Genomic DNA, 25056 nt, shown 5'->3' with positions numbered 1-25056 from the left:
CAAATGAGCGAAGTTTGGACTAAAGACATCATCCCGACTGTATCCGATAAAGTAGTGATTGTGACCGGTTCGAACGGCGGGTTAGGGTATGAAACGGCATTAGCGTTAGCTGAAAAAGGCGCAAAAGTCATCCTTGCAGTTCGTAATCTGGAAAAAGGTGAAAAGGCAGCTAATAAAATAAAGTCGTCTGTGCATGTAGCTGGAGAGGTAATCGTTATGCAGCTCGACCTTAGCGATTTAGCTAGTATCCGTAAGTTCGCAGCCGCTTTTCTTGAGCAATACGATTCTTTGTCCATTCTCGTTAATAATGCAGGAATTATGAACCCTCCATTCCAGTTAACGAAAGATGGCTTTGAATTACAGTTTGGTAGTAATCATCTAGGCCATTTTGCGCTTACGGGTCTACTATTGCCTCGATTGATCTCTACTCCGAAATCGAGAGTAGTCACTGTAAGTAGTATGGCAGCTCATAATGGTGCGATTGATTTTAATAATTTAGATGGCTCCAAAGGATATAATCCCATGAAGTTCTACAGTCAAAGCAAGCTAGCCAATCTGATGTTTGCGAGAGAGCTGCAGAATAAATTTAATTCCGCCCATATTGATTCCATGAGTATCGCCGCTCATCCAGGAATTTCGCATACCAATCTATTTTCCTTCGGTTCGGGGAAACAGACCAATATATTCATGCGCAGTCTTTTGAAAATCATTAGTCAACCGGCACATATGGGGGCATTACCTACCTTATATGCTGCAGCAGATCCGACGATCACGGGAGGGGAGTATATTGCTCCCAGCGGTATGGGCGGCACTAAGGGCTATCCCAAGAGCGCTAAGATCATCGAAAAATTATATGACGCTAACATTTCAAACAAGCTATGGAGCGTATCAGAAGAATTAACAGGGGTATATTACAGATTCGACGTGTAGATTTTGCCATTAAGGAAAGTAAACCTTATTATGGAATAGACAGTTAAAAGTTCTTCAGCACAAAATAAGATTAACTGAATGGGGGGCTACCATGATTCGTTTCATAAGAAGTTTCACGACCCGCTCTATGCAGAGTCCATGTGATGAACAACGGCGGTTGTTTGCATAGAGCTTGAAATTCTTTTCCGCCATATCATTGTAGTGCATATCCAATGTGTTCATTGTACGACTCTGCTGCCTTAAAGATTTTAACTTTTAAGGAGTGGAGCAACGTGAAATATATTAATGCGGATACAATCTTCCCGGAAGAATTACTCAAAGAAATACAGCGTCATATCTCTGGTGGCTTGATCTATATTCCGAGGCCCAAGGATGCCCACAAGAAGTGGGGCGAGAATTCGGGTGGCAGAAGGATTGTCAGGGAGCGGAACGACGAGATCCGCCAGCTTTTTGCTGCCGGAACAACCATCGATCAGCTTGGGGATCAATACTGTTTATCCATCGATAGCATCAAGAAAATCGTGTATTGCAAAAAGGGATGAAACTATAAAAGCCATGTTCGAGCAATCGAATGTGGCTTTTTCCTGTAAGAATAAAGAATAGTTATTAAAGCTTTTTTACATATTCGAGGTTGTTAATTACGCGTACAATTCATTTGACGGTACAAGGATATGCGTTGAGAGTTCTTGAAAATAACTCCTTAAATCATCTGGTAAGGTTGGTGAATATGAATAATATGAATATAGAAGTGAAATTAACGAATAAAGACGAGGCGTATGTGATTAAAAATATGTACCCGCTATACCTTCATGATCTATCCGGACATTATGGTCTGGGTGGAGAGCATACCCCGAACGAACATGGCATTTTTGAGCCAAGTCCTGATTACAAAACGTTACAGGATCAGTATGATGTACAGAACATATGGTGGGAAAAACCGGAGTGTCTTTATCCGTTCCTCATGATTGTGGATGGCATACCGGCAGGTTTTGCGTTCATAGCTACTCCGCCATATTGTTCACAAGGCACGAATTTCTTTGTACATGACTTCTTTCTGATGCAGCCGTTTCGAGGTGTAGGCGTTGCTGAACACGCGGCATCGACGATCTTCGGAATGTTTATAGGAAACTGGGAGTTGTTCACCAATCCATCGGAGAAAAATAAGATTGGCCAATCTTTCTGGCGGAAAACAGTGAATCATTATACTAAAGGTAACTATCGGGAAATGTACGGGCAAACGTTCGATGGTTATAAATTGATTTTTCAATTCTCCAATATATAAAGAGAGACCGTCTCCCTTTGAGGAAAACGATCTCTCTCCACTGCCTTTTATACACTACCGTTGAAATAGTGATACTCAGAATTCACTTCAAAACCAACACTGCGGTACAGATTCAAAGCACGTTTGTTCTCGGTAACAACGGATAAGCGGATATCTGTGTAACTTTGTTTCCTTAGGAGATTCACCAGGATGCTAAGCGCAGTGCGCCCCAGTTTCTGTCCCTGATAAGCAGGCAAGATACAGAAGTTATGAATAAATGCGGTTGTTGCATTAATGGAGTTGACCCGTACCAGCCCAACAGGCAGTTGATTCTGCCATGCAATATAGGTGACTCGGCTGGGTTCATTCGTTTGCATAAAGTACTCGCGTGTCCAGTCCTCCGAATCTCCAAAGGCTTGGGAGGAGCAAGTGACCATAAATTCCATATCCTCGGTTTCTGCCACGGACAACGTTAGTTCAGGTGGCTCCACAACCGAAAGGACCTCATTCACAAGTTGCATCGAGTACTCGGCGCGATCATAAATGGCTCCAAGGGATTGGGCAGTAAGAACACCCGGAGATAAACCCTGAGGAACGCGATAACTGAGTTGGTTGATTCCCTGTGGTTTCATGTCCAAGATGGCCCGTTTCAGTAGGCTGCTGAACACACCTTGGCGACGATAATGCGGATGTACGATGGCGTTAATATTTCCGGTTACGACGTCAGAAGCATACCAACTGAGGAGTCCTGCCAATTCACCGTCGCGATAACAGAGGAGTGCATGGTCTCCGTCTTTTTTACTGATATGGTCAAGGTCTGCTTTCAGATGAATGGAATCAAGCTGTTTACATTGTTGTTCGAGTAAAATAATTGCTTCAATCTGTTCCTTGGAGTTATAGACCATGGGAACGACTTGATAAGTTGACATAGCTTTCACACCTTCAATGTTGAAGGAAACACGCAGTTATTGGACCCGCAGGCGCTATCCTTCGAGAGTTGGTCCAGTTGTAATTTTGATCATCATTATTATCTCCTCCAAATCACTTCCCGACGACTATAACACAATCTATGATGAAGATGACACCCAATGGATGTAATTCACTGGGTGTCTGTTCAGATGCGCCCAATAACTGGACATTATATCCTATTGAAGGGATAATTGAGAGTAATACTGACGAGAAAGGGAGGGATTAACCATGCGCAAGTTGGCATCTGTGATGGGGATATTATTTCTTTCCGCCGCCATGTTAATGGGATGTACATCATCTGAACCAGCGGAAAGCACTGAACCCGTCACTCCACCAGCAACGGAGCAGCCAATTAATACGGAGGACCAGAAGGCGACTGCGGAGGAGCAGCAACAAGCGCTCGAAATGTCACTGGAGTATAAGACAACAGAACTCACTGTGGATGGCAAGGACTATGAGGATACGTTAGAGATGGAAGGGTTATTGGCCAAAGGAGACACGATGAGGCCATTCCTGACCTCCAGGAATTATGAGGCTTATATGGCTAATCGATATATTGTCTTGCCTCTTCAGGTTGCACACATCGAACAAGCGAAACTGCATCCAGAAAATATACAAACCAAGATCAAAGATAACAAGAGCGACTGGATTCTGGTGGAATACACGCTTGATCTGAAATTTACAGACAAGAACGGCAAGGAGTTCAAGTCCATTCCGCTATCGGGCGATATCACCTTTTTGCAGGATCAGGGAGAATGGCGCATTCAGGATGATACGTACAACAGGGATGCATTCGCAGACATCATCAATAGTTCTCTATAGTTCATGAAGTGTCTGTGATTCCGGCACATAGGGGTTGTGCTCGAATTATCCATTACGAATAAGCTCTTCATATCAGTACGCACTTCAAAGTGCGTACTTTTTTTGTGGTGGAGTACCTAGCTAAGCGCGTGTCGTCAAAAGGGTCTCATCGCGATGTTAGCTATCGACACCTGCAAGAAATTTGCAGGGTACATTCTCCTGTAATGATGATATTATTTGGATGATCAACTTACTTATTGCGCTCTTGTAGAATGGGGTTGGGTTCATCATGAGGGAGATTCTCCGAGTCGGTTCTCGTAAGGTTTGGTTGTATATCATTGCTGCTGTTATTGGTTTGGTTACAGGCTATGTCGTTCTCTCTTCGCCGGACTCTCCTAGGCTCCAAAGTGAAGAAGGTATTCTGGATTTAACGCAGGCTCAACTTAGTACGAATCCGCAAAAATTAACAGGGAAGTGGGCGTTCTATTGGCAAGAACTGCTGTCGCCTGAGGATATGCGGGTTCGTTCGGCAAGGGGAGGAAATCAGGACCACTGGATTAACATCCCAAGCTCCTGGCTGGGCTACCCGTTAGAAGGTCAGCGGCTGAGCGGTACAGGCTATGCAACCTTTGGACTGGTCGTTCATCTAAGCGAGCAGGATCGAGATGAGATGCTTGCTCTGCGGCTGTCTAGCATTTTTAATGCGTACAAATTATGGGTCAATGGCGAGCTGCTGGCAGAAGTTGGTGAGGTTGGTCAGGACAAGCACAGCATGACCCCGCAATTGGAAACAAAGCTGGTGTATTTTCAGCCTGAAAGCGACACGTTAGAGCTGGTCATGCAAGTATCCAACTTCCAACATCATCGGGGCGGCATTACCAAGGATATCGAGCTGGGTGGAAGTGACGTACTAACGACCCAGACCAATCTGAATCTTGCCAGGGATATGTTCATCACGGCAAGTTTGCTAGTGATCGGCTTGTATAACCTGCTGTTGTTCATGCTGCGACGTAAGGATAGAGCTCCGTTATACTTTGGCCTGTTTACTGTACTGCTTGGTATTCGATCCTTGTTCAACGGCGAGCTTATCTTTACACAGTGGTTGCCTCATTTTGCTTGGGAATTGCAGTTCAAGATCGAATATTTGATTCTTTGTGTCAGTGGTTATATCATCACCATGTATTTTGATTGTATTTTTCCGAATTATGTATCGCGATGGTTTCGTCTTGGCACCCGGGTCGTAACTGGTGCATTCTGTATCCTTGTGGTGGTAACCCCTGCAATTATATATACGAAATTTCTCCTAATGATCGGTGTTATGGTTGTTCTACATATGGTTTATCTGATGATTGGACTGGTTCAAGCGGCTGTGCGACGTATGGAGGGAGCGTTGATCTTCCTGCTGGTGTCGGTGATTACTTTGGTCACGGTAGTCAACGATTTTTTATATTACAACGGTTGGTCGCTGATCGGAAATACATCCCCGCTTGGCTTATTGATATTTACGATGGCACAGATGGTTCTGCTTTCTTCGAGATTTACGAGGACGGCATCCAATGAGGAGAAAATATCACGTGAGTTGCAGGACGCTAACGACAAGCTGATCGAAATGAATCTGAATCTGGAACGGACCGTGCAGGAGCGAACTCAGGCCTTATCTACAGCTCATGATGATCTCCGCACTTCGTATGACCGGTTGCTTCACTCCGAGCAAGGGAGGAAGAAGCTTCTTGCCTACATTACGCATGATCTGCGTATGCCGCTGTCCAGCATGCTTGGGTATGTAGAAGCTATACAGGACAGGGTCAAGCCGGAACGCAATGAACAATATCTGAAGTATATCCGTGAGAACACGATAAGAATTAACCGCATGATCGAGGAATTGTCTTTCTTGTCACATTTGGAGACCGGACAAGTCTCGTACCGAATGGAGCCGGTTCAGATGATTACCTTCTTGCGTGATTTTTTCGAACAATATGAGTTGGTTGTGCGTGACGCAGGATTAGATTTCATACTGGATATCGGAGATGTGGAGGATCAGCAACCTAACTTGCTTGTTGTGGAGATGGATACCAAAAGAGTAGAACAGGCCTTATTTAATCTAGTGTCAAATGCGATGAAGTTCACCTCCGGGGGAGGGCTGGTCCGTATTGCGCTAGGTGTAGACGAGGTACATCACTCTCGCCATGCGATCATTAGCATACAGGATTCTGGAATGGGTATTCCACCGGATCAGCTTGAGCAAATCTTCGAACGTAATTACAGATACGATCAGCCGGGCATGGGGAACGGAATAGAAGGCAGTGGGCTAGGGCTAGCGATTTGCAGGGAAATCGTATTCGCACATGGAGGGACGGTTCGAGCGGCTAGCGATGGTAAGCTGGGGGCGACATTCTATGTAACGCTTCCTTGTATCGAGAATGAAGGAAGGAGATAATGGAATGCACACGCACAAAATATTGATCGTTGATGATGATCCCCATATATGCGAGATTGTTCAGGTGTATTGCGACCGGGAAGGGTTTATCTCCACCTACAGTCATAACGGGGCAGCAGCGATGGAGCTGCTTACATCGTTCGAGCCGGATTTGATTGTACTCGATATATTGCTGGCTAATGAAAACGGCATTGATTGGTGCAGGAACGCGCGTAACTTGACCAGCGCACCGATCATGTTCCTGAGCAGCCAGGAGGAAGACGAAGTGAAAATTAGCGCATTATCCTATGGTGGCGACGATTATGTGACCAAGCCGTTCAGTCCGGGAGTGCTCATGGCCAAGATCAAGGCGCATCTTCGTAGAGTGTCGACGGGCAGAAGGGAACAACTGCTGGAGTTACCGGGTCTGACACTGGATTTCTATACACAGTCCGTCAACACGGGGAGCAAACCTATCTTTTTATCGAAAAAAGAGTTCAGTCTGCTGTCCTATATGGCACAAAACGTGAATCGTGTCGTCAGTGTCGATACGTTGTTTCAAATCATCTGGGGAATGGAAAGTCTGGAGGATACGAGAACGGTTGCTGTACATATCAGTAATTTACGCAAAAAAATTGAGTCTGACCCTGCCGACCCCGAGCGAATCATTACGGTTCGGGGGAGCGGATATATGCTGGTTTCTAACAGTACGTCACAAGCATGAATATAGCAGTATGGGTAGTCTATTATAAATGGGAAAATGGCGTTGGAGCAGTAACTGACGCTATTGGCCCATTTTTTGTTCTTTCCACTAGCTTCGTAATCGACTCAAGATATTGAATTCCTCAACACCAGTCTGCGCTTTTCCATCCTCGTCAAAATAATGTGCCATCTCTCTGAAGAATTAAACGATCCAATACGCACGGATTTAAAGTTTTCTTTAGGTTTCTCAAGTAGGATAATCCATCATGATAAAATCACATTGGTCGATATAACGACATATTTCATCAAATTGTAACTGATTATTAGCTAAGAGGACGTTCATTCGAGCCGGATCAAACGATAATACGTGAAGAAATGGTTGTATTGCTGTCCCGCATTAGTACTTGAAGAAGGAAGTGGCTCCGATGGCACGAGTTATATGTATCACATCAGGGAAAGGTGGAGTTGGCAAGACAACGGTCACAGCTAATCTCGGGACTGCCCTTGCCTTATCGGGGAGCAGCGTTTGCCTGATCGACGCTGATTTTGGATTGAGAAATCTGGATATTCCGCTTGGTTTGAGCAATAGGGTAAGGTATCATATTTCCGATTTTCTGACGGGTCGATGTACTTTACATCAAGTGATCGTCAAAGATAAGCGAATCAGTACCTTGTCCTTTATCTCCTGTAGTAACGACACGGTTCATCACGATGATCCGCAAGTTTTTGGCGAGGTTGTGCAGCAAATAGCCCAGAACTATGATTATGTGCTGATCGATTCGCCGGCAGGCATTGAAAATGGATTCTGGAATGCGGCTTTGGCAGCAGATGAGGCTATTGTCGTTACTACGCCTCATCGTACATCGCTTCAGGACGCGGATCGCGTAATCGGATTATTAGAAGATATGATTCCGGCTCCGCCACAGCTCATCATTAATATGGCCGACGGACAGGAAGCCCGTTCGGCAACGGTAAAGATGCAGGATATTATCGATATTCTCAATATCGGTGTGATTGGCGTGATCCATGCCGATGTAGAAATTATACGTTCCGTACATAAGGGCATCCCGATTGCGCTTAATCCCGAGTTCGAAAGCGGGCTGCGCTTCAGGCATATCGCCCACAATGTGGCGAAGAATCAGCAGGAGCCTTTTATCTCATTGAAACCCAAGAGGCATATTAGTATTTTTTCACTTCCTCAAAGACTGCGTTGGGGGAAGAGCAGTTCGTTATAGTCGATTCTGCTAGGTGAATCGTACACACGCGAATCATCTGGAATGGATTGCAGACTAGCTTAGGAATTCATAAAAAATTGTGGTGTGGGAGTTACCTTCCCTACGCCGCTATTTTTGATGTCATTGATGTTCTCACTTGCAAGTAGTTGCTTACATAAAGTTTTCTTTATAATTCACAAGCGCCCCTATCTCGCATGATAAAATACGGAAGAAAAAACGACATAATTTGCATGTATTGGTGTCACAATTCGACTGCGACTGATAAGAAAGGTCGGTGAACGAATTCAATCTGTAAAGTTGGCATTATCGTACCTTAAAGCAGTCGAATTTTGGATGGTCTTTTTTAGTTTGATCTATACATAGAAGGGATGAATGAAAGTGAAGAAAGTAAGACAGGGATGGAAGGTGAGCCGGCAGATCCTGATGTGGATGCTGGTGATCAGCTTAATAGTTTCTGCCGTGCCCCTATTACCAGCGCAATCGGCAGTAGCGGCTGAACTGCCGATGCAGATGACAAAAGTAACCACATCCAGTGGATTCCAGGATGTGAGTCCCACCGACTGGTTCTATGATGCAGTCGTCCATGTGCAGGAGAAGGGCATATTCAGCGGAACGAACGCGAGAAGCTTCTCTCCTAAGGGGACAATGACACGTGCCATGTATGTGACGGCACTCGGGCGGATGGCCGGAGTCGATGCCGGGGCGTACTCCACTTCGAGCTTTGCCGATGTACAGGCGGGCAGCTGGTATGCGCCATATGTCGAATGGGCGGTTAAGAAGGGAATTACCGATGGCACGGGGGATCGGAAATATTCGCCGGATGCTACCGTATCTCGGGAGCAAATGGCGACGATGACGTTGCGGTATTTCGAAAGCGAACAGATCCCTTATCAGACCGAGAATCCGGTCACGACAGAGCCGGGCGATCTCGGGAATGTATCGCCTTGGGCGGCTGACGCGGTCATCAAGCTGTGGCAAGCCGGTGTGTTCACCGGGGACGAAAAGGGGAACTTCAATCCGCGTGCACAAGCGACTCGCGCGGAAGCAGCGGCTCTCTTCATGCGCAACAACGCGGTTGTAGAGGCGTGGAAAAATCAGAATCAAACGCTGGTGACGCCTATTCCAACACCAACACCAACACCAACACCAACACCAACACCAACACCAACACCAACACCAACACCAACACCAACACCAACACCAACACCGACACCGACATCGCCGGTGACACCAACATCCGGCGGTAATAGTGGTGGCGGAACGCCTGGAGATAACGGAGGTAACCCAGGCACGGGTTCCACTGCGTATACGCTCACGTTTGAGAGCAACGGAGGCACGGCAGTTGCTGCGCAGACGGTACGAAAAGGCCAGGTCCTAAATAACCTGCCTGCCCCAACAAAGGAAGGTTACATTTTCCAAGGGTGGTTTGCGGATAGTGATCTTTCACTCATCTTCGCAAGCGGCAGCACCCTGAACGCGGATACAAAGTTGTATGCAAAGTATACGGATAGCATAGATCGTGCCGTACAGAGCGTACCAAGCTATTCGGTACTGGATGTCGCGCCGAACTTCACCATTAAGGTGCAGGATTCATCGGGCAGTCTAACGGAATCCCAGGTCAAAGAGGGGATGACCTTCGTGGATACGGCGAATCCCGAATTCGAAGGGGTTACCGTCTCTGGCGGGAACGGAGTTTTCACGGTATCGTCAGCAGCCGAAAACGGCAAGTTCGTTGAAGGTAACACATATCAACTTACGTTGACGGATGACAGCTTGTCCTTCCAAGGCCAAGACGCGACGACAAGTATTTATGTATTTAGCGTTGCTAAACAAGAAGTCATGAATGTTCCACTCAATCCGAACATGATCTACATTCCGTTCACGGATGTCACGGATATGATGATAAATGGAGCAGATGTCGATTCGCCCGCGATTTCAGTCGTTACGACGACGGTAGGCGGCGAGAATGCACTCGCCGAAGTGAATGCGAGTAGTGGAACGTTCAAGTACACCGGAAGCACTGGCACGGTGATTCAAGTCGGTGATACCGTAGCCATCTATGAGGGAGTTAGTCCCGAACTGCGCACAGTCGAAACGACTGGTGAAGACGATGGTGATGTGGCCTATGTCCAGATCACGTCGGTAGATGATAGCATCTATACCTATGATCACGCAGATGCCAAACAAGTGTTGCTCAAGCCAGATGTGCTACCGGTGAGCGTAGAGGCAGATACGGATGGAGATCCCAGTAACCACTCCATCACGGTCGATCATACCGCGATGAACTACAGTGACGGCTTGTACGAGCCCTTTGGTTTGGATGAACTGACCACGGTTGATGTGGGAGACTTTATCGGGTTCTATGAAGGTGAATTCGCCGAAGAAGGTTCTAAGGTAACCGGTTATGGACGTATTACGTCGATTACGCCCGAGGCGGAGATGGACGTCATTACGTATACCGATGCCACCATTGAAGATATTGAGAATGCCTTCAACATCTATCAGAAGCAATCAATTGACGGTGACGATCTGTTGTCGGAAGAACAGATTGCACAGCTCGAAGAGCAAATTGAGCAGCAAGCGAGAGACAGCGGATTCGTCAATGAAGCAGCGGATTATCTGTCTGACATCGCCATGGAGACGAAGGAAATTCAGGAGATCAAGGCTCAGTCCTCCCTAGCGTCCGGTAAAGGGAGCCGGGTAAGTGTGGAGAATCTGACCGTTGTTGCTTCACTCGGCACGAGGCTGAAGAATATTGACGGCCGAACCTCAGGCGTAAGCGCTACATTACAAGTGGGTGCCGATATTGTTGTCAATATCAATGAAGACAGCGATCTTGTCATCCATATGACGGGTACATTCGTTCAGGAGATGAGCCTGGACCTCGGTATTAATGGGGATATGAGAGGGCACTGGCTGAAAAAGTGGGGGATTCCTTACTGGTACAGCATTGATGATTATGTAATTACGGCGAATCTGGATGCTTATAGCTATACCGGAATGAACATCACGGCAGAGATAGCTCTCGTTGAACACGATAAGTTAAATGATGCACTGAATGACTGGGTGGGCGAGAAGAACGCTGGCAGGTTGGGAAAGGTTCAGGACATTGCGACACAGATTAAAGCGGTAATGGCGGGTGTGCAGGATACTGCCGTAGATGCGGAATCGTTGAAGGAAAAGTATCAAGAGATGTTGGAGCAAGACACGGAGTGGGTTCCGTTAATCAAGAAAGAGCTCTTTGAAAAGAGCGTACGCGTGGCTTTAGGTATTGTAGAAGTCAAATTTGAAGCGGAGTTTGTGGTCAGCGCCCAGGTGAACCTGACGGTGGGGGCAGATTTCTACTATAAGATGGCCAAGCGCTACTCGGTTAGCTTGCGCGTATTGAGTTTCAGTGGTTCAAGCAATACGGTTAGCTTGCCGGGAGACGGAGATTACCAATTTACCTTCTATGTGATGGGGACGATCGGTTTACGAGCTGGTATTCATATGGAGGTCAAAGCGGGGATTGGAAGCGTCAAGTTGAATAGTATCGGGCTTGCTGTAGAGCCCGGTGTGTATGTGAATCTGTGGGGCTACTTCTATTATCAATTGAAAAATATTAGCGGGGTGAAGACCACGAAGTCTTTAGGCGCCCTGTTCGTTGAGATCGGTATCTATTTGGAGGTCGAACTCGGCGCTCAATTAGGTGATGGCGGGCTTTCCGGCGGCGTAGAGCTGGTCGATGAAGAGTGGCCACTGTATACGATTGGAGAAGAACAGAACGTCTACGACTTCGCCTATCCACAGGATAAGTCGCTCAAAGTGAACATGGCGGGTTCTGCGTCATCCATCGCTGTACCGGAGTTGTGGGTCACGATGAATACCTTTGATTTGAAGACAGGCGATACGGATGAACAGGCGTATGATCGCTCGAATTTCGATATTCAGGTGGACAATCCTAACTTCAAGTATGACGCAGCAAACGGGATGATTGAAGTGGTGGACAAGAACATTCAGGTGAGTGATGGCAATCTGGTTATCACCTGGAAGGGGGCACCGGCGTCGTTCATGTCCGAGCCTCTCAAGCGTACGATTCAGTTAAGCTGGCTTGCCAGAGTGGGTGACTACATCCTTCAGCTGGATCCGCAGAACGGCGGAGTGACCCAGGTTGTGGCGGCTCCGTATAACGCGCCAATCAGCGTGGTCACCCCGGTATATCCAGGATATACCTTTGACGGCTGGTATACGGCCGCTTCCGGCGGCACGAAAATCACGATTCCGAGCCGAATGGCTGCAGAGGATCGGAAACTGTACGCGCACTGGATTGCGAACAAGAATACGCCGTATACCGTTGAGTATTATGTGCTAGACCCGAACAGCAGGATGCAAGCTCCGCCTGTAGATACGGAAAATATGACTGGAACAACGGACACGGAGATACGAATCAGCTCCGACAGGTTTAAGGAGCAAGGCTATGCGACCGGAACGGTGAGCGGCGTATTAATCAAGGGTGACGGCTCTACAGTCGTAAGAGTTAATTACTATCCGGAGAATCGAAAGATGACCTTCGCTGGGGGTTATGCCGGTGCGCCCCAAATCTCGCTAACGGAAGCCGTTGGCAAGAACATTGCTGCTCGTATACCTGTGCCGACAAGGCAGGGATATACGTTTGCCGGTTGGTCGCCAGAAGCTCCAAGTACAATGCCGATTGAGGATACTACGTATACAGCGAAGTGGACGGGGAGAGAGGGTACGCCTTATCAGGTCGTGTACTTGCTGCAAAATATCGGAAGTGACACCTATACGGTTGCAGATACGGAATCGTATCGTGGAGTTACGGGTACCGAGGCGAATTTGGCGGATGTCAAGCCGAGATCCTATGATGGCTTCGTGCGGGACGACAGCATTTCGGTACTGACGGATCTAATCACGAGCAACGGCAAAACGGCGTTGAAGGTATATTATAAGCGTGATGTATACCAAATGACGGTTGATTATAACGGTTCTGGGGCAACAAATAAAACGGATAATGTTCCTTTCGGAGCGACGATGCTGTTGCGTCTAGGCACTCCGACATGGCAGGGATATAGCTTTACGGGTTGGTCGCCAACGCCTCCGACCACGATGCCTGCCGAAGATGTCCAGTTTACCGCTCAGTGGGCAATTAACGACTACACTGTAAATTTCGACAGTAACGGTGGGTCCGAAGAAGTGCCGGCTCAGACTGTAGGGTTTGGCGCCACGATTAGTACGCCGACTGAACCGACGAAAGATGGTTATGTATTCGGCGGCTGGTATAGTGATAACACGTTGACGAATGCTTACGACTTCGCTGCAGCGGTGACGGCGGATCTCACACTGTATGCGAAGTGGCTGATCCCTTACACGATAAGCTTCGAGAGTAATGAAGGGTCGGTAGTAGATGCCCAAACAGTGAATGAAGGCGTCAAGGCTATGGCTCCTGCCCCTCCGACGAAAGACGGCTATGTGTTTAGCGGCTGGTACAGCGATAGTGAGCTAATGAACGCCTACAATTTCACGACTATGGTGGTTACGGGAAACCTGACATTGTACGCGAAGTGGACGGTATATGTACCGAATACCTACACTGTAACTTTCGAGAGTAACGGCGGATCGTTGGTCACAGAACAGACTGTGAATGAAGGTGCTGTGGCTACTGCTCCTGGCGCTCCGATGCTGGAAGGGTATACGTTCGATGGCTGGTATAGCGATAGCGAATTGATGATACCTTATGGTTTCACAGAAGGTGTAATGGCCAATGTGATGCTGTACGCGAAGTGGACGAAGAACAGCTACACAGTGAGCTTCAACAGTAACAACGGATCGTCGGTGAGCAGTCAGTCCGTGAGTGAAGGTGACACGGCAGCAGTTCCTGACGCACCGACCCGTGCAGGGCATGTATTTGAAGGCTGGTATAGCGATGCTGGTCTGAATGAATCCTACAGCTTCATGACATCTGTGATGAATAACCTCACGCTGTACGCGAAGTGGACGGCTATATATACGGTCACCTTCAACAGTAACGGCGGATCACTGGTGGCTGAACAGAATATGCAAAACGGCGGCAATGCTACGGAGCCTGCCGTACCGACGAGGGACGGTTACGTGTTTAACGGTTGGTACAGCGACGCCGGACTGAATGAATCCTACAGCTTCACGACATCGGTGACGGGTAACCTCACGCTGTACGCGAAGTGGACATTTAACAGCCGCACGGTGGACTTTGACAGTAACGGTGGGGCAGCAGTAGGTAGTCAGACGGTGGTTACTGGCGACAAAGCTGTGGCACCTGCTGCGCTGAAGTGGGCAGGGTATCGATTTGAAGGTTGGTACAGCGATCGCGATCTGAAGATCGCCTACGACTTCATGACGCCGGTGACGTCAAACATCACCCTGTACGCGAAGTGGACGATGACATCGTGGCTGCAAGTAGGTGACTTGTTGGATTTGAATAGTAAGTCCAATGTCATCTTCGACAGTCAAGGGACTCCTTACGTGGCTTATATAAAGGACAATTACGAAGTGTTTGTGATGCAATTTAAGGGAGGCAAGTGGCAGTCCTTTGGCAATCAAAGCGATCTTGAAAAAGCGGGAGGATTAGGGAGCTCAGCTATATCGCTCGGAATAGACAGTAAGGACAAGCTTTATGTTGCTTATAAGAATAGCTCAGGTAAAGTAAGCTTTAAGAATTATAATGATGAACATAAGTGGTGGAGACCAGTATCTACTATCTCTGATTTCAGTTGGAATGATGGAAAGACGAGCAGAAAAGTGGATAAAGTTAATGATAGCTTCTTCATTACCTTCGATAAGGATGATAATCCTTTTCTGATGTTTAGAGGTATTTTGGTCGGTAATGCTGCGGAACCGTCAATGCTTATGTCATGGAGTTATCATGAAGGTAGTGGATGGAAACAAGAAGCGAGAATACAGGCATTCGCAGGTCTTAGAGCCTTCCTTGAACCATTACCAAACAATGGCATGTATTTATTTGCTCCATTCAGGTCATCTGTTAGCCCTGTGGCAACAGGATATAGCTTGGAAGATGGGTCATGGATACAATTGGATCCTAAATTATATCCATATCCAACATCTGCAAATATGGATGCTGCATCCGCGCTTGATCCATCTGGCGTACCTTATATGATCTATCTCAGCAGCTCCAACGTTGTTGAAATGTGGAAATATCCGCACACCATTCCGTCAGAAGATACAGCATGGGAGAAGGTGAGTACTCCCGAATTCTTGGTCGGTTCATCTCAAGAAGGAAGCATAGATATGGCCTTTGACAGCGAAGGAACGCCTTACGTTGCTTATCGAGATGCTGCAAATGGCAACAGGGTGACTGTGAAGAAATACGAGAGTTTGGATTGGAGACCCGTAGGGTCTGCCGGATTCTCCGCTGGTGATGTTCTTCAGCTAGACATCACCATAGACAGCACCGATAATATCTATGTGAGTTATAAGGAACAAGGTAAAATGAACATGATGAAGTTTGATCCTAATTTCAAATAACTTGGATAGATCAGACTGGCAGAAGAGCCTACTCCCATCGGAGTAGGCTTTTTTGCATATATTCCGTAATTCACTATAATTCATGCAGCGTTTGCGTCTCCGGCACGTTATGCACACCCCATTTGCAGATTTCCTCCAGAATGGGCATCAGACTCTTGCCTCGGGGGGTTAAGGAATACTCCACTTTGGGCGGAGTTTGATCATACTCCACTCGTTTTATCACACCTTCATGTTCCAAATCGTTCAGTTGAGAGGTTAATACCTTGTACGTGATCCCGGGGACACGCCTTTTGAGTTCCCCGTAGCGTGTGACCCCATGAAAGGCAAGTTGATACATGATTTTCATCTTCCACTTTCCGCCGATAATGGATAGGGTGTAGTCGAATGGGGTGAGTGTTTCCGCTGGGTTTTTACTCGGGTTACCCATCACGAATAAGCTCCTTTATGCAGGTACGCACTTCAAAGTGCGTACTTTTTTTGTGGTGAACAAGTGTATATTCTTATACCAACTATATGTTTCCCATGGGGCTTTGTAAACCGAAGGAGCTTCTGTTGGAATGGGGAAAAGGAGCGAGTGTCATTGGAAAAAAACAATGTATTTGAGTTTGCAACAGGTGATATCACCATAGATGAAATGTATAAATTGATGATCGGTTCCGTGGTACCACGGCCTATTGCCTGGGTTTCTACGCGAAGTATGGAGGGTGTGCTTAACCTCGCTCCATTTAGTTTTTTTACCGTTGCTTCACGCAATCCGGCGACGCTGCTCCTATCCATTGGGCCTGGTGTAGGTGAGAGAGAAGGAACAGTGAAGGATACACTCGTCAATATACGAGAGACGGGAGAGTTTTTGATCAATGTAGTTCCCGCTGTACTTGCAGCGTCCATGCAGCGTTCGTCAGCAGATGTAGCTTCGGGAGAAGATGAATTTCAACTGGCGGGGGTTACACCCAAGGCAGGCATACGTGTAGATGTACCTTCCGTGCTCGAATCTCCGATTGCTTTTGAACTTACACTGGATCGTATTATCGAGGTGGGTACAGATCATGTGGTTCTTGGAAAAGTAGAGCATGTACGGGTGGGTGCAGAGGCATATGCCGGTCATTATAAAATAGCGATAGAGAGCTGGCAACCACTAGCCAGTCTGGCTGGCGATTTCGCTCTAATGAAACCTGCATTTTCAGTCTGAGATGGGGTTACGTCATCTATATCTGAAACCGTGCAGCAGAAAAAACCGCTTCTTCAGTTGTGACTCCTGAAAAAACGGCCTTTCCTCGAATTGTAGATGTAGATGACTCATCCTCAACTCCAAGTATTTTGCTTAGAAATTGGTTCGCCCAAACGTGGCGTCACTCTTCACCGTCGAGCTGCTAGATGCGTTGATGGCATCGAGCTGTAACACGTAATCATAATGCCGGATGTAATATCCGGGCTGACTGTACGATTGAAGGGATACTTTGGTGCTATCAGCCCAACCAGGACTGCTTAGGAACGTAGCATCTCCCTTATAGGCGGCGGTGTTGGCGTAAGCTTCAAGTACAATTTTGTTGCTGGCATTACGCTTCAGAAAGTAGCCTGGGAAGTTAATGGACTCAAGCGAGATTCCTGTGGAGCTGGCAAGACCCGGTACGACGCGGAACTGGGAATCCAGAACAGGGGAGACGTTGGCATCCACGCGAGCCGTGTAGTTGGCATGACGGATGTATCGATCCGGAACGTTGTGTGAACTGAACCGACTGTAACCTGTGGCTTCCGGTGTTGCAGGACCCAACATTTTTACCTCGTGCAGGGTTGGGGTGTACCAGTTACCCGGATTATTCCACAAGACCGCGTTCACCATATTAATCCGTACATAACGGGCTGTGAAATGCACAGCATCTGTTGTAAAGCCATAGGTCAGATTGTTGGTGCGATCCAAGGTGGAGTAATTGACACCATCGTTGCTAATTTCAATTTTGTATTTGTAGTACCCTTCGGAACCTTTATACATAAACCAGGACGTGTCGATCTCGGTGATCGTCTTTGGTGTGCCGAAGTCCACCTGCCACCAGGCAGGCCAGCTATTGGAGGAAGCCACCCATGAAGTCTGGTAGTTGCCATCATTGACACTGGATGCAGATGAGCCGGAGGCTGTGGAGCTGGCGGTAGCTGTTTTGCCTTGGGCATGATTGACGAGAGGAGGCGGTGTTACCACACCCGTTACTGCGTCGATATTCCACGTTGTATACCACTCCAGTGATACTGTTCCGTTCGAATCATTCAAGGTTAGCGGCAGCCAGATATGTTTGTGCTCTCCGAGGTTCATCGGATTCCAGCGATCCGCCATGTAGATGTAGGATGTGGTGTTGTTGCCTGTAATCGTGGCAATATCATGAATCTGCGAACCAAAGGCAGATGGATTGCCATATGGCGTAAGCGCAGTCCATGGACCCGTCATGGAAGTGGCTGTAGCATAAGCACCCTGATTCGGATACCAGCCAGCGGCTTGGGAGGTGAAGAGGTAGTAACGGTTTCCTTTTTTCACAACAGCAGGCGCTTCACGATAGGCATTCTCGAACAGCCAGCCCTCGAAGGATTGTATTCCGGTGTAACTTGCATTCATTTTGAAAATAGCCATCGTATCATTGGCACCGCCATTTTTGCGTGAAGCAGTAACCAGATAACCTGATCCATCTGTATCAACAAAGACGGTCATGTCACGGGATTCATAATTCATTGGGCGGAAACTGCCCTCATAGGTGAATTTGCCATTCGGGGTATTACTTGTTGCGACCGCTACACGCCCGAGGTTGTAGTCCGTACCGTTCTCATAGTGTGCCCAGAGCACATACTGGTTGGTGGAGGCGTTATAGATGACTTTGGGGCGTTCGATCTTGCTGGAGGCCAGCTCGGTCGCGGAATCTTTCGTCAGGATGGCATTGCTGAAAGTCCAGTTCTTCAGATCAGTGGAGGTGTAGACGTTCACGCTGTCAAACCTGCCGCCCACCGCATGTTCACCGTACAGATAATACGTCGAGCCTACCTGCAGAATGTTGCCACTATTCGCATGGATGGGGTTGCCTGCGGTATCGAGCCAATCGGTACCGTTGGTTATTGTGACACTTGCTGCGCTTGTCCGTTCAGGATGAAGTCCAAACAGGGTGAACGTGAGTGCAAAGACCAGAAACCAGAGGGCTTTCCTGTTACCCATTACATACACCTCCCGAAAGATATCAGATAAAATGTAGCGCTTTCATTTATATTGTAGTTCGGCTAGACTCTTTTTCAAGTGAACAATCCATCCATTGCTGAACAAACCTTCATTTCATCATGGCTGAGCGGTGAGAGCGGAGGAAATATTCCTAAATATCATATGAGATGATGTAGAGAGAATCAGGTACACGCGCTAAAATAAAGCTAGACTGAATTCACATCATGGTTGGAGGGTGGACCGTCATGAACAAGTTTATTGTAGATGAGGACCTTCAAGTGAAATTGCATAATGACGAGGATGGAACGAACACTCCGATTAAGGGAGGCATTACCGCTCAGGATTTTGAAGTCATCTCTACTTATCAAAAGGGATGGTTGACCTTCGCCTATCTGCGTGATCATCAGGGAATATGGTGGTTCAATGCCCGCAAGAATAAGGCGAGTTTGTTTAGTCGGGATACGGAAGCTTTTCGTGTGATCGATGAAGATTACTGCTGCGACTCTCAGTATGTCTATCTGGAAGATCAGGCCGTGCCTAACTCCGATCCGAGCAGCTTTCGGCTGTTGCCGGATACGCCCTACTTTGCTCAGGACCAACGTTATTTATATGTAAAGAGCAGCACGCATTTTCATCTATTAGAGAATATCGATACGAACTCTGTGATTGCTCATCACGACTATTGTACCGACAAGGACCATCTGTTCCATCTGTCCAGCTCTCTTCGTTATGCGAATGGGGAAAAGGATGAGGTGAGGGCATGGCTGCAAGAACATCATCCCGACGTACATGGCTGGTGGCATGTGCATTATGCTCACAGTGCAGAGGGCGCTACGCAGCTCACAGGGAATTGGTATGAGACTGCGTCGTCTATTTTTTATAGAACAGAATGGGGCGGTACCCCACATCGAGAAGCAAAAGCGGTATTCAACTTTGTTCGTGGAGCGGACAGAAATACCTTTGAACCACTGGATGAGCAGTTTGCACGGGACCGGGAACGTGTTTATTTTCAGTGGCGCGTCCTCAAGGGAGCAGACCCGGATACGTTCCAGCCGCTAGGTGGACCTTTTGGACGTGACCGCAATCATGTGTATTACAACGGATATCGTGTCGACGAGGCAGATGCCCGGCAGTTTGAAGTGTTTGCCGGGACGGAGCATCTTGGACTTTCGAAGGATCAGCAACATGTGTATCGTGCAGAGGTTGTTCGGACAAGTCAGCCTTTCGGTCATCCAGACGATGTGCTTCAGATGATCAAGGGGACGGATGCATCGACGTTTGAGTTAATAACACCTTCCGGGAGCTGGGCTGTGGATGCCGATCGGGTGTATCTATGGGGTAAACCGAATAAACATATCGATCGTGCCAGCTTTACACATCTATTCGATGCCGATCCCCAGAGTTGGGCAATGGACCAGAATGGTCTATATAATGCCAATGGCAACCGCACGGTAAAGGGCGTGAGCGGCAGTACATTTGTCATGCTGAATCCATATTGGGGCAAAGATGAGCATGTGGTGTTCAGTTTTTTGACGGGGAGTGTATACAAGTCAGGAGATGCAGCGACGTTTCAGGTTACGGATGATTACGGGGGCGCGGAAGATGCGCTATTCCGGTATACGGTGGAAGGCGGTACAGTGCGGAAAAAGAAGAGGTAAAAACCCCAGTCTTTATAGAAAATGCTTTTACTTGTGGTACAGCCACTAGTACCATCTCTAAGGTGAAACGAACAAGCCCTCCTACTCGGAGATCTTAGTCTAGCATCATGTCATACTTTATCGTTGTTATAGTTATCCATTTCTTATCACCAATAACATAAAATTATTCTTTATCTTTCATGATCTGCACAACAGGCTGATGATTCGGTGCCAACACACTCGAAAAGTCAGCCTTTTATTTGATTTATCTTGTTGATAAACCGGCACGTTATAATAATCCCAAAATCGCATCACGTCAAGAGATAATGTGAGAATGAACGATTTAGCGAGTGTTCCCCCCTCATGCTTGCTAAATAGGAATGTATATCCCGGTATGCAGGGTGAGATCGCTTTTTCCAATTCATCTGGTGTTACGTAAAATATTCTTAACATTAATAAGAAATAAGGAAAGGAGATCTGCATGAACAGCGTGGATAAAATCAGATTTTTACTCTTAAACGGCGAAGCACCAGAGGCAACTTGTTACGGGTATATGGAGCTGAATCGGGATGGACATATGATCGCACTCTACAATAATTGCGGCGAGGAAATTGACATGTTTGGTGGACATGAATTTATTAGGGTACGGGCGCTTGGAAAATTCGATGAAGAAGACCGCGATAATTTTTACTCCTTGTTAGAAAGTGATGGTGTAGGATAACCCTCATAGCAGACAGATGGAGATTTGGTGCTAAGACCTACGTGGAACGCAATGGATATTCTCTGGGGGTAGAAGATGAACAAACGGGTTCGAGAGGAAGGTGGAATGAAGAGAGGGGCGATGTTGGCATGCCTAACAAGCAGACCTGTCATAACATCATGTTATCAGGTCTGCTTGTCTTTTTTTAAAGCGTATAGGAGGGCATAGCGATAGATATAGGAAAGTAAATCGAATTTATCCCTATGATTCTACGCAAGTTCTCAATCTATTTATGGCCTTTGCGAACCTTGAGCTGCATCTTTTTGATCGTTGTATTCTGCATGAGCTCCAGTACGAGTGGGCCTTTGCCGTTCAGGATCTCTACATCCGTCACATTATCCAGAATCGTAATGATCCCGATATCGTCTGCGGTTACCCCTTCGAGCTTGGCGATGGTACCTACAAAGTCAACGGCACGAAGTTTCTTTTTCTTGCCTCCGTTAAAGTTCAGCTTCATGATCTGTTGGTTCAGCTGTTCACGCTTGTCCTTTTTGCGTTCAGGAACAATCTTCAATCGTTTCTCAAAATCTTCTCTGCGGCGATCTACAGCTTCTTCGGAAGGTGCTTTCACAACAGGGATTTCGAATCCAATATAGGATTCAATCTCGGCGAGACGTCTGCCATCTTTCGGTGTAATCAACGTAATGGCTTTACCTGTTTTGCCTGCGCGACCCGTACGGCCTGTACGGTGAACATATCCCTCTTTTTCCAAAGGAATATCGTAGTTGATGACATGGGTAATATTCGTGATATCAATACCACGTGCGGCTACATCCGTCGCGATCAGATAGCGGAATTGTCCGCGTCGGAATGCGTTCATTACTTCGATCCGCTCATCCTGCTCCATACCACCATGGATACGATCTGCTGGGTAGTCAAGGTCAGCCATGACACGGAACAGTTTGTCCACATTCTCCTGCGTACGGCAGAACACAATGCAGCTATCCGGATTTTCCACAATAAACAAGTCTTGAAGCAGTGCGGTTTTGTTCACCTCGGGTACGTTAATCACAGCATGTTCAATCGTGGCTGTTGTCAGTCCACTTGCCTTGATCTCGATCTCCACCGGTTTGTTCATGTATTTGCGTGACAGCTTGGCTACATCTTCAGGGAATGTAGCGGAGAACAACATCGTTACTCGCTCCTGCGGCAGTTTCTGAATGATGGACTGTACCGTCTCAATAAAGCCCATATTCAGCATCTCATCGGCTTCGTCAATGACGAGATACGCGATCCGTTCGAGTGGCAGCGTGCCTCGTTCGATATGATCCAGTACCCGACCTGGTGTACCAACAGCCACGTGGGTTCTTTGTTTTAACTCTGCTTTTTGGATATGAAAAGGGGACTGTCCGTATAGTGCGGTTGCTTTAATACGCTTAAAGCGGCCGATATTCGTAATATCTTCGTTAACCTGCAAAGCCAGTTCCCGGGTTGGTGTAAGAATCAAAGCCTGTGGCTTGTTCTCATTCCAATCCACCAGCTCGCAAAGTGGAATGCCGTAAGCAGCTGTTTTACCACTACCTGTCTGTGATTTGACCACAAGATCCTGATTCTCCAGTGCTACCGGAATAACTTTAGTCTGTACCTCGGTTGGTGTCTCATAGCCCAGACTGTCCAGTGCTTTTACGATCTCTTCACCAAGTCCATAATCTTTAAATTGTTGCTCGCTCATCGTTTACCTCTTTTGCGTTAGTTTTTGTACAATTATTGCACCGTACATTTATCGTATACCTCTTCATTATACTCTATATGCAGGCAGGCTAACGGAGTAAATGCTTCAAGTGTGTAAATTGTTTTCATCATTTCCGATTTTAGTAGCAACCACCCGTTGCTGTTCGTATGTGTATCATAACGTTCCACGTGAAACGAAATGTATCGGCGTATATGCTTGGTGTTAATGAATGACCATTTTTACAGCTTTGGTTTGGGGAGGGTAAGATTGATCAATAACTCCATTGATCCATACTTCTGCATTTCGACCAACGAGTGTTTCACCCAAAGAGACGGTGACAATCTCTTCTTCGATGATGAGTTCGGCGTCCTTGCTGAGCGAGACCCAAATCGGTCCAGAATCAACACCGCCATCTTCTTTATTTTCGATGAGTACCTGACCTCTTTCTTCCTCAAAATCCGTAATAATTCCTCGCACATGTGGCTTCTCTTTCCCTTGTTCCTCGGATTTATCTGCGCATCCGAGCGTTAGCAGAAGCAAGATAAACGGGAATACGAATAATCTTCGTACAATGGACATCGGGTTACTCACCTCTCATCCTTTTTAATGCATCTATAACTATGGACGTTACCTGAGGTGACGAAGTTCCTGTATATCAATAAAAAAGAACCAAAATCATTCGATTCAGTCTGGTACTGAAAATTGGAATATGTTAGCATATAGTTAACTTACTGAACGGAGGGATACGTGTGGTAAATTTTTTTCGATTGAGATAGTAGCGGAACGTTTGCTTGCGCTTGCTGTTTCACTGCCTGTGTGCAGATCATCGGGAGAAGTTTGCCTGTTTACACGTATGCCGTTATTTGTAGTGGACACTCTTGCATAAGAGTGGTTCTTTGATGTACCACTATGGGGATGCGCAAAAATAGGTATAGCCCTATTCCGAAATCGAAAGCACAGGCATGAATGTCTGTGCTTTTTATTTTTCCAAGGAAAAGGGGAGGTTTAGATATGACAAATTCAAATGAACAAGTGGATTTCACACAGGATATATGGTTGCTGGCTGAACAAAATGGGCTTCAAATCCGCAAGGAATCGATGGAAATGAATGAGTCCGGGATGGACTTCCGGGTAGCCTTCGCCACTGATATAAGTGGACAAAAGTGGGTTCTGCGTCAGCCGCGGCGTAAAGATGTATGGGGGCGTGCCGAGAATGAACGTAGAGTACTGGATGTAGTCCGGAGGAGTGTTCCGGCACAGGTGCCGGACTGGCGAATCTGCACGCCCGAACTTATCGCTTATCCACTATTGGATGGCGACCCGATTGCAGTGGTAGATCCTGCTGGCGCAGGATATGCGTGGCGTTTCCCGCAGGAGACCTTGTCTGACGAGTTCCTGGATTCACTGGCTGCTACACTTGCCGCATTGCACAACATTGATCCTGAGGAGGCGGCCAAGGGCGGAGTTCGGATCAAGACGCTTATGGAAGCTCGCAAAGAGTTTGCGGCAAATATAGAGGAAATTAAAAAGAATTTTACGGTACCGGACCAACTGGCGGAACGCTGGACGGTGTGGCTGTCTGTAGGTAGCTATTGGCCGAAGCACTCGACGTTTAATCACGGTGATCTGCACCCGCCGCATATCATTGTCGATGATACACAGCGGGTAACCGGACTCATCGACTGGACGGAAGCGGAGATCGCTGATCCGGGTAAGGATTTTGTAATCCTTTATGGACTTTTCCAAGATGATGGATTGCGCGATCTGCTGAAGCGATACGAGAAGGCAGGGGGAAGGACATGGCCTCAGATGTTTGAGCATATTCGGGAACAATGGGCTGCTTACCCGGCACTGGTTGCCAAGTTTGCTCTAACCACAGGGGAAGAGTCGACGATGGAAATGGCGAGAGGCATGCTGGCAAACTGGGATGTGAGGCGGGATTAGGTGCTCCAGTGAAGGTGTAAA

General features: G+C 47.1%; 17 protein-coding genes. 12 read left to right on the top strand and 5 right to left on the bottom strand.

The annotated features are described in order from the left end of the window. The first annotated feature begins 3 nt into the window (after positions 1-3). The 3 genes from MHH92_RS29745 to MHH92_RS29735 all read left to right on the top strand — a co-directional run bounded on the left by MHH92_RS29745 (position 4) and on the right by MHH92_RS29735 (position 2212). Entirely contained in the window at positions 4-930 is a 927-nt protein-coding gene (locus tag MHH92_RS29745) for an oxidoreductase (protein ID WP_100526694.1), read from the top strand. 272 nt (positions 931-1202) lie between these two features. Next, on the top strand, positions 1203-1472 hold the full coding sequence (locus tag MHH92_RS29740) for a CD3324 family protein (RefSeq protein ID WP_253504449.1): 270 nt from the start codon (positions 1203-1205) through the stop codon (positions 1470-1472). Positions 1473-1657: 185 nt separating this feature from the next. Further along, complete coding sequence (locus MHH92_RS29735) at positions 1658-2212, top strand: hypothetical protein (protein ID WP_340907535.1); 555 nt, start codon at positions 1658-1660, stop codon at positions 2210-2212. A 47-nt stretch (positions 2213-2259) separates the two neighbouring features. Here MHH92_RS29735 and MHH92_RS29730 read toward each other — a convergent pair whose 3' ends face one another. Next, the gene (locus tag MHH92_RS29730; protein WP_253504441.1) at positions 2260-3120 is read right to left on the bottom strand and encodes a GNAT family N-acetyltransferase; all 861 of its coding nucleotides are present in this window, start codon (positions 3118-3120) and stop codon (positions 2260-2262) included. 268 nt (positions 3121-3388) lie between these two features. On the opposite strand from MHH92_RS29730, the gene MHH92_RS29725 reads away from it, so the two are divergent. The 5 genes from MHH92_RS29725 to MHH92_RS29705 all read left to right on the top strand — a co-directional run bounded on the left by MHH92_RS29725 (position 3389) and on the right by MHH92_RS29705 (position 15832). Continuing rightward, positions 3389-3982 carry a hypothetical protein gene (locus MHH92_RS29725; protein ID WP_253504439.1) on the top strand — a complete coding sequence of 198 codons (594 nt, stop codon included), beginning with the start codon at positions 3389-3391 and terminating at the stop codon, positions 3980-3982. A 268-nt stretch (positions 3983-4250) separates the two neighbouring features. After that, positions 4251-6398: an ATP-binding protein gene (locus MHH92_RS29720; protein ID WP_340907533.1), complete on the top strand. Its 2148-nt coding sequence runs from the start codon at positions 4251-4253 to the stop codon at positions 6396-6398. A 4-nt stretch (positions 6399-6402) separates the two neighbouring features. After that, positions 6403-7101, top strand: coding sequence for a response regulator transcription factor (locus MHH92_RS29715; protein ID WP_253504433.1), 699 nt, complete (start codon positions 6403-6405; stop codon positions 7099-7101). 403 nt (positions 7102-7504) lie between these two features. Continuing rightward, positions 7505-8314, top strand: a complete 810-nt coding sequence (gene minD / locus MHH92_RS29710; RefSeq protein ID WP_253504430.1) for a septum site-determining protein MinD — start codon at positions 7505-7507, stop codon at positions 8312-8314. 372 nt (positions 8315-8686) lie between these two features. After that, complete coding sequence (locus MHH92_RS29705; protein WP_340907532.1) at positions 8687-15832, top strand: InlB B-repeat-containing protein; 7146 nt, start codon at positions 8687-8689, stop codon at positions 15830-15832. A gap of 73 nt (positions 15833-15905) precedes the next feature. Here the strand turns inward: MHH92_RS29705 and MHH92_RS29700 are convergent, their stop codons facing one another. Beyond that, positions 15906-16259 (bottom strand): winged helix-turn-helix transcriptional regulator, encoded by a 354-nt coding sequence (locus tag MHH92_RS29700; protein ID WP_253504424.1) that lies wholly within the window; start codon positions 16257-16259, stop codon positions 15906-15908. Between the two features lie 147 nt (positions 16260-16406). Between MHH92_RS29700 and MHH92_RS29695 the strand changes: the two genes are divergently transcribed. Next, positions 16407-17021, top strand: coding sequence for a flavin reductase family protein (locus MHH92_RS29695; RefSeq protein ID WP_445744693.1), 615 nt, complete (start codon positions 16407-16409; stop codon positions 17019-17021). Positions 17022-17153: 132 nt separating this feature from the next. Here MHH92_RS29695 and MHH92_RS29690 read toward each other — a convergent pair whose 3' ends face one another. Further along, on the bottom strand, positions 17154-19022 hold the full coding sequence (locus tag MHH92_RS29690) for an AbfB domain-containing protein (RefSeq protein ID WP_340907530.1): 1869 nt from the start codon (positions 19020-19022) through the stop codon (positions 17154-17156). 245 nt (positions 19023-19267) lie between these two features. On the opposite strand from MHH92_RS29690, the gene MHH92_RS29685 reads away from it, so the two are divergent. Further along, positions 19268-20680: a DKNYY domain-containing protein gene (locus MHH92_RS29685; RefSeq protein WP_076320242.1), complete on the top strand. Its 1413-nt coding sequence runs from the start codon at positions 19268-19270 to the stop codon at positions 20678-20680. Between the two features lie 460 nt (positions 20681-21140). After that, complete coding sequence (locus MHH92_RS29680; protein WP_340907529.1) at positions 21141-21380, top strand: hypothetical protein; 240 nt, start codon at positions 21141-21143, stop codon at positions 21378-21380. A 265-nt stretch (positions 21381-21645) separates the two neighbouring features. On the opposite strand, the gene MHH92_RS29675 is transcribed toward MHH92_RS29680, so the two are convergent. Both MHH92_RS29675 and MHH92_RS29670 read right to left on the bottom strand, forming a co-directional pair. Continuing rightward, entirely contained in the window at positions 21646-23091 is a 1446-nt protein-coding gene (locus MHH92_RS29675) for a DEAD/DEAH box helicase (protein WP_076320241.1), read from the bottom strand. Positions 23092-23313: 222 nt separating this feature from the next. Beyond that, a complete protein-coding gene (locus MHH92_RS29670; RefSeq protein ID WP_339284834.1) occupies positions 23314-23670 on the bottom strand; it encodes a hypothetical protein in 357 nt (118 codons plus the stop codon). 432 nt (positions 23671-24102) lie between these two features. Here MHH92_RS29670 and MHH92_RS29665 point away from each other — a divergent pair, with 432 nt between their 5' ends. Then, on the top strand, positions 24103-25035 hold the full coding sequence (locus MHH92_RS29665) for a macrolide 2'-phosphotransferase (RefSeq protein WP_340907527.1): 933 nt from the start codon (positions 24103-24105) through the stop codon (positions 25033-25035). Positions 25036-25056 lie beyond the last annotated feature (21 nt).

The organism is Paenibacillus sp. FSL M7-1414, from assembly GCF_038003195.1.
GTDB lineage: Bacteria > Bacillota > Bacilli > Paenibacillales > Paenibacillaceae > Paenibacillus > Paenibacillus amylolyticus.
The sequence above is the reverse complement of the archived record's forward strand: the minus strand, read 5'-3'. Positions and strand labels throughout refer to the sequence as shown.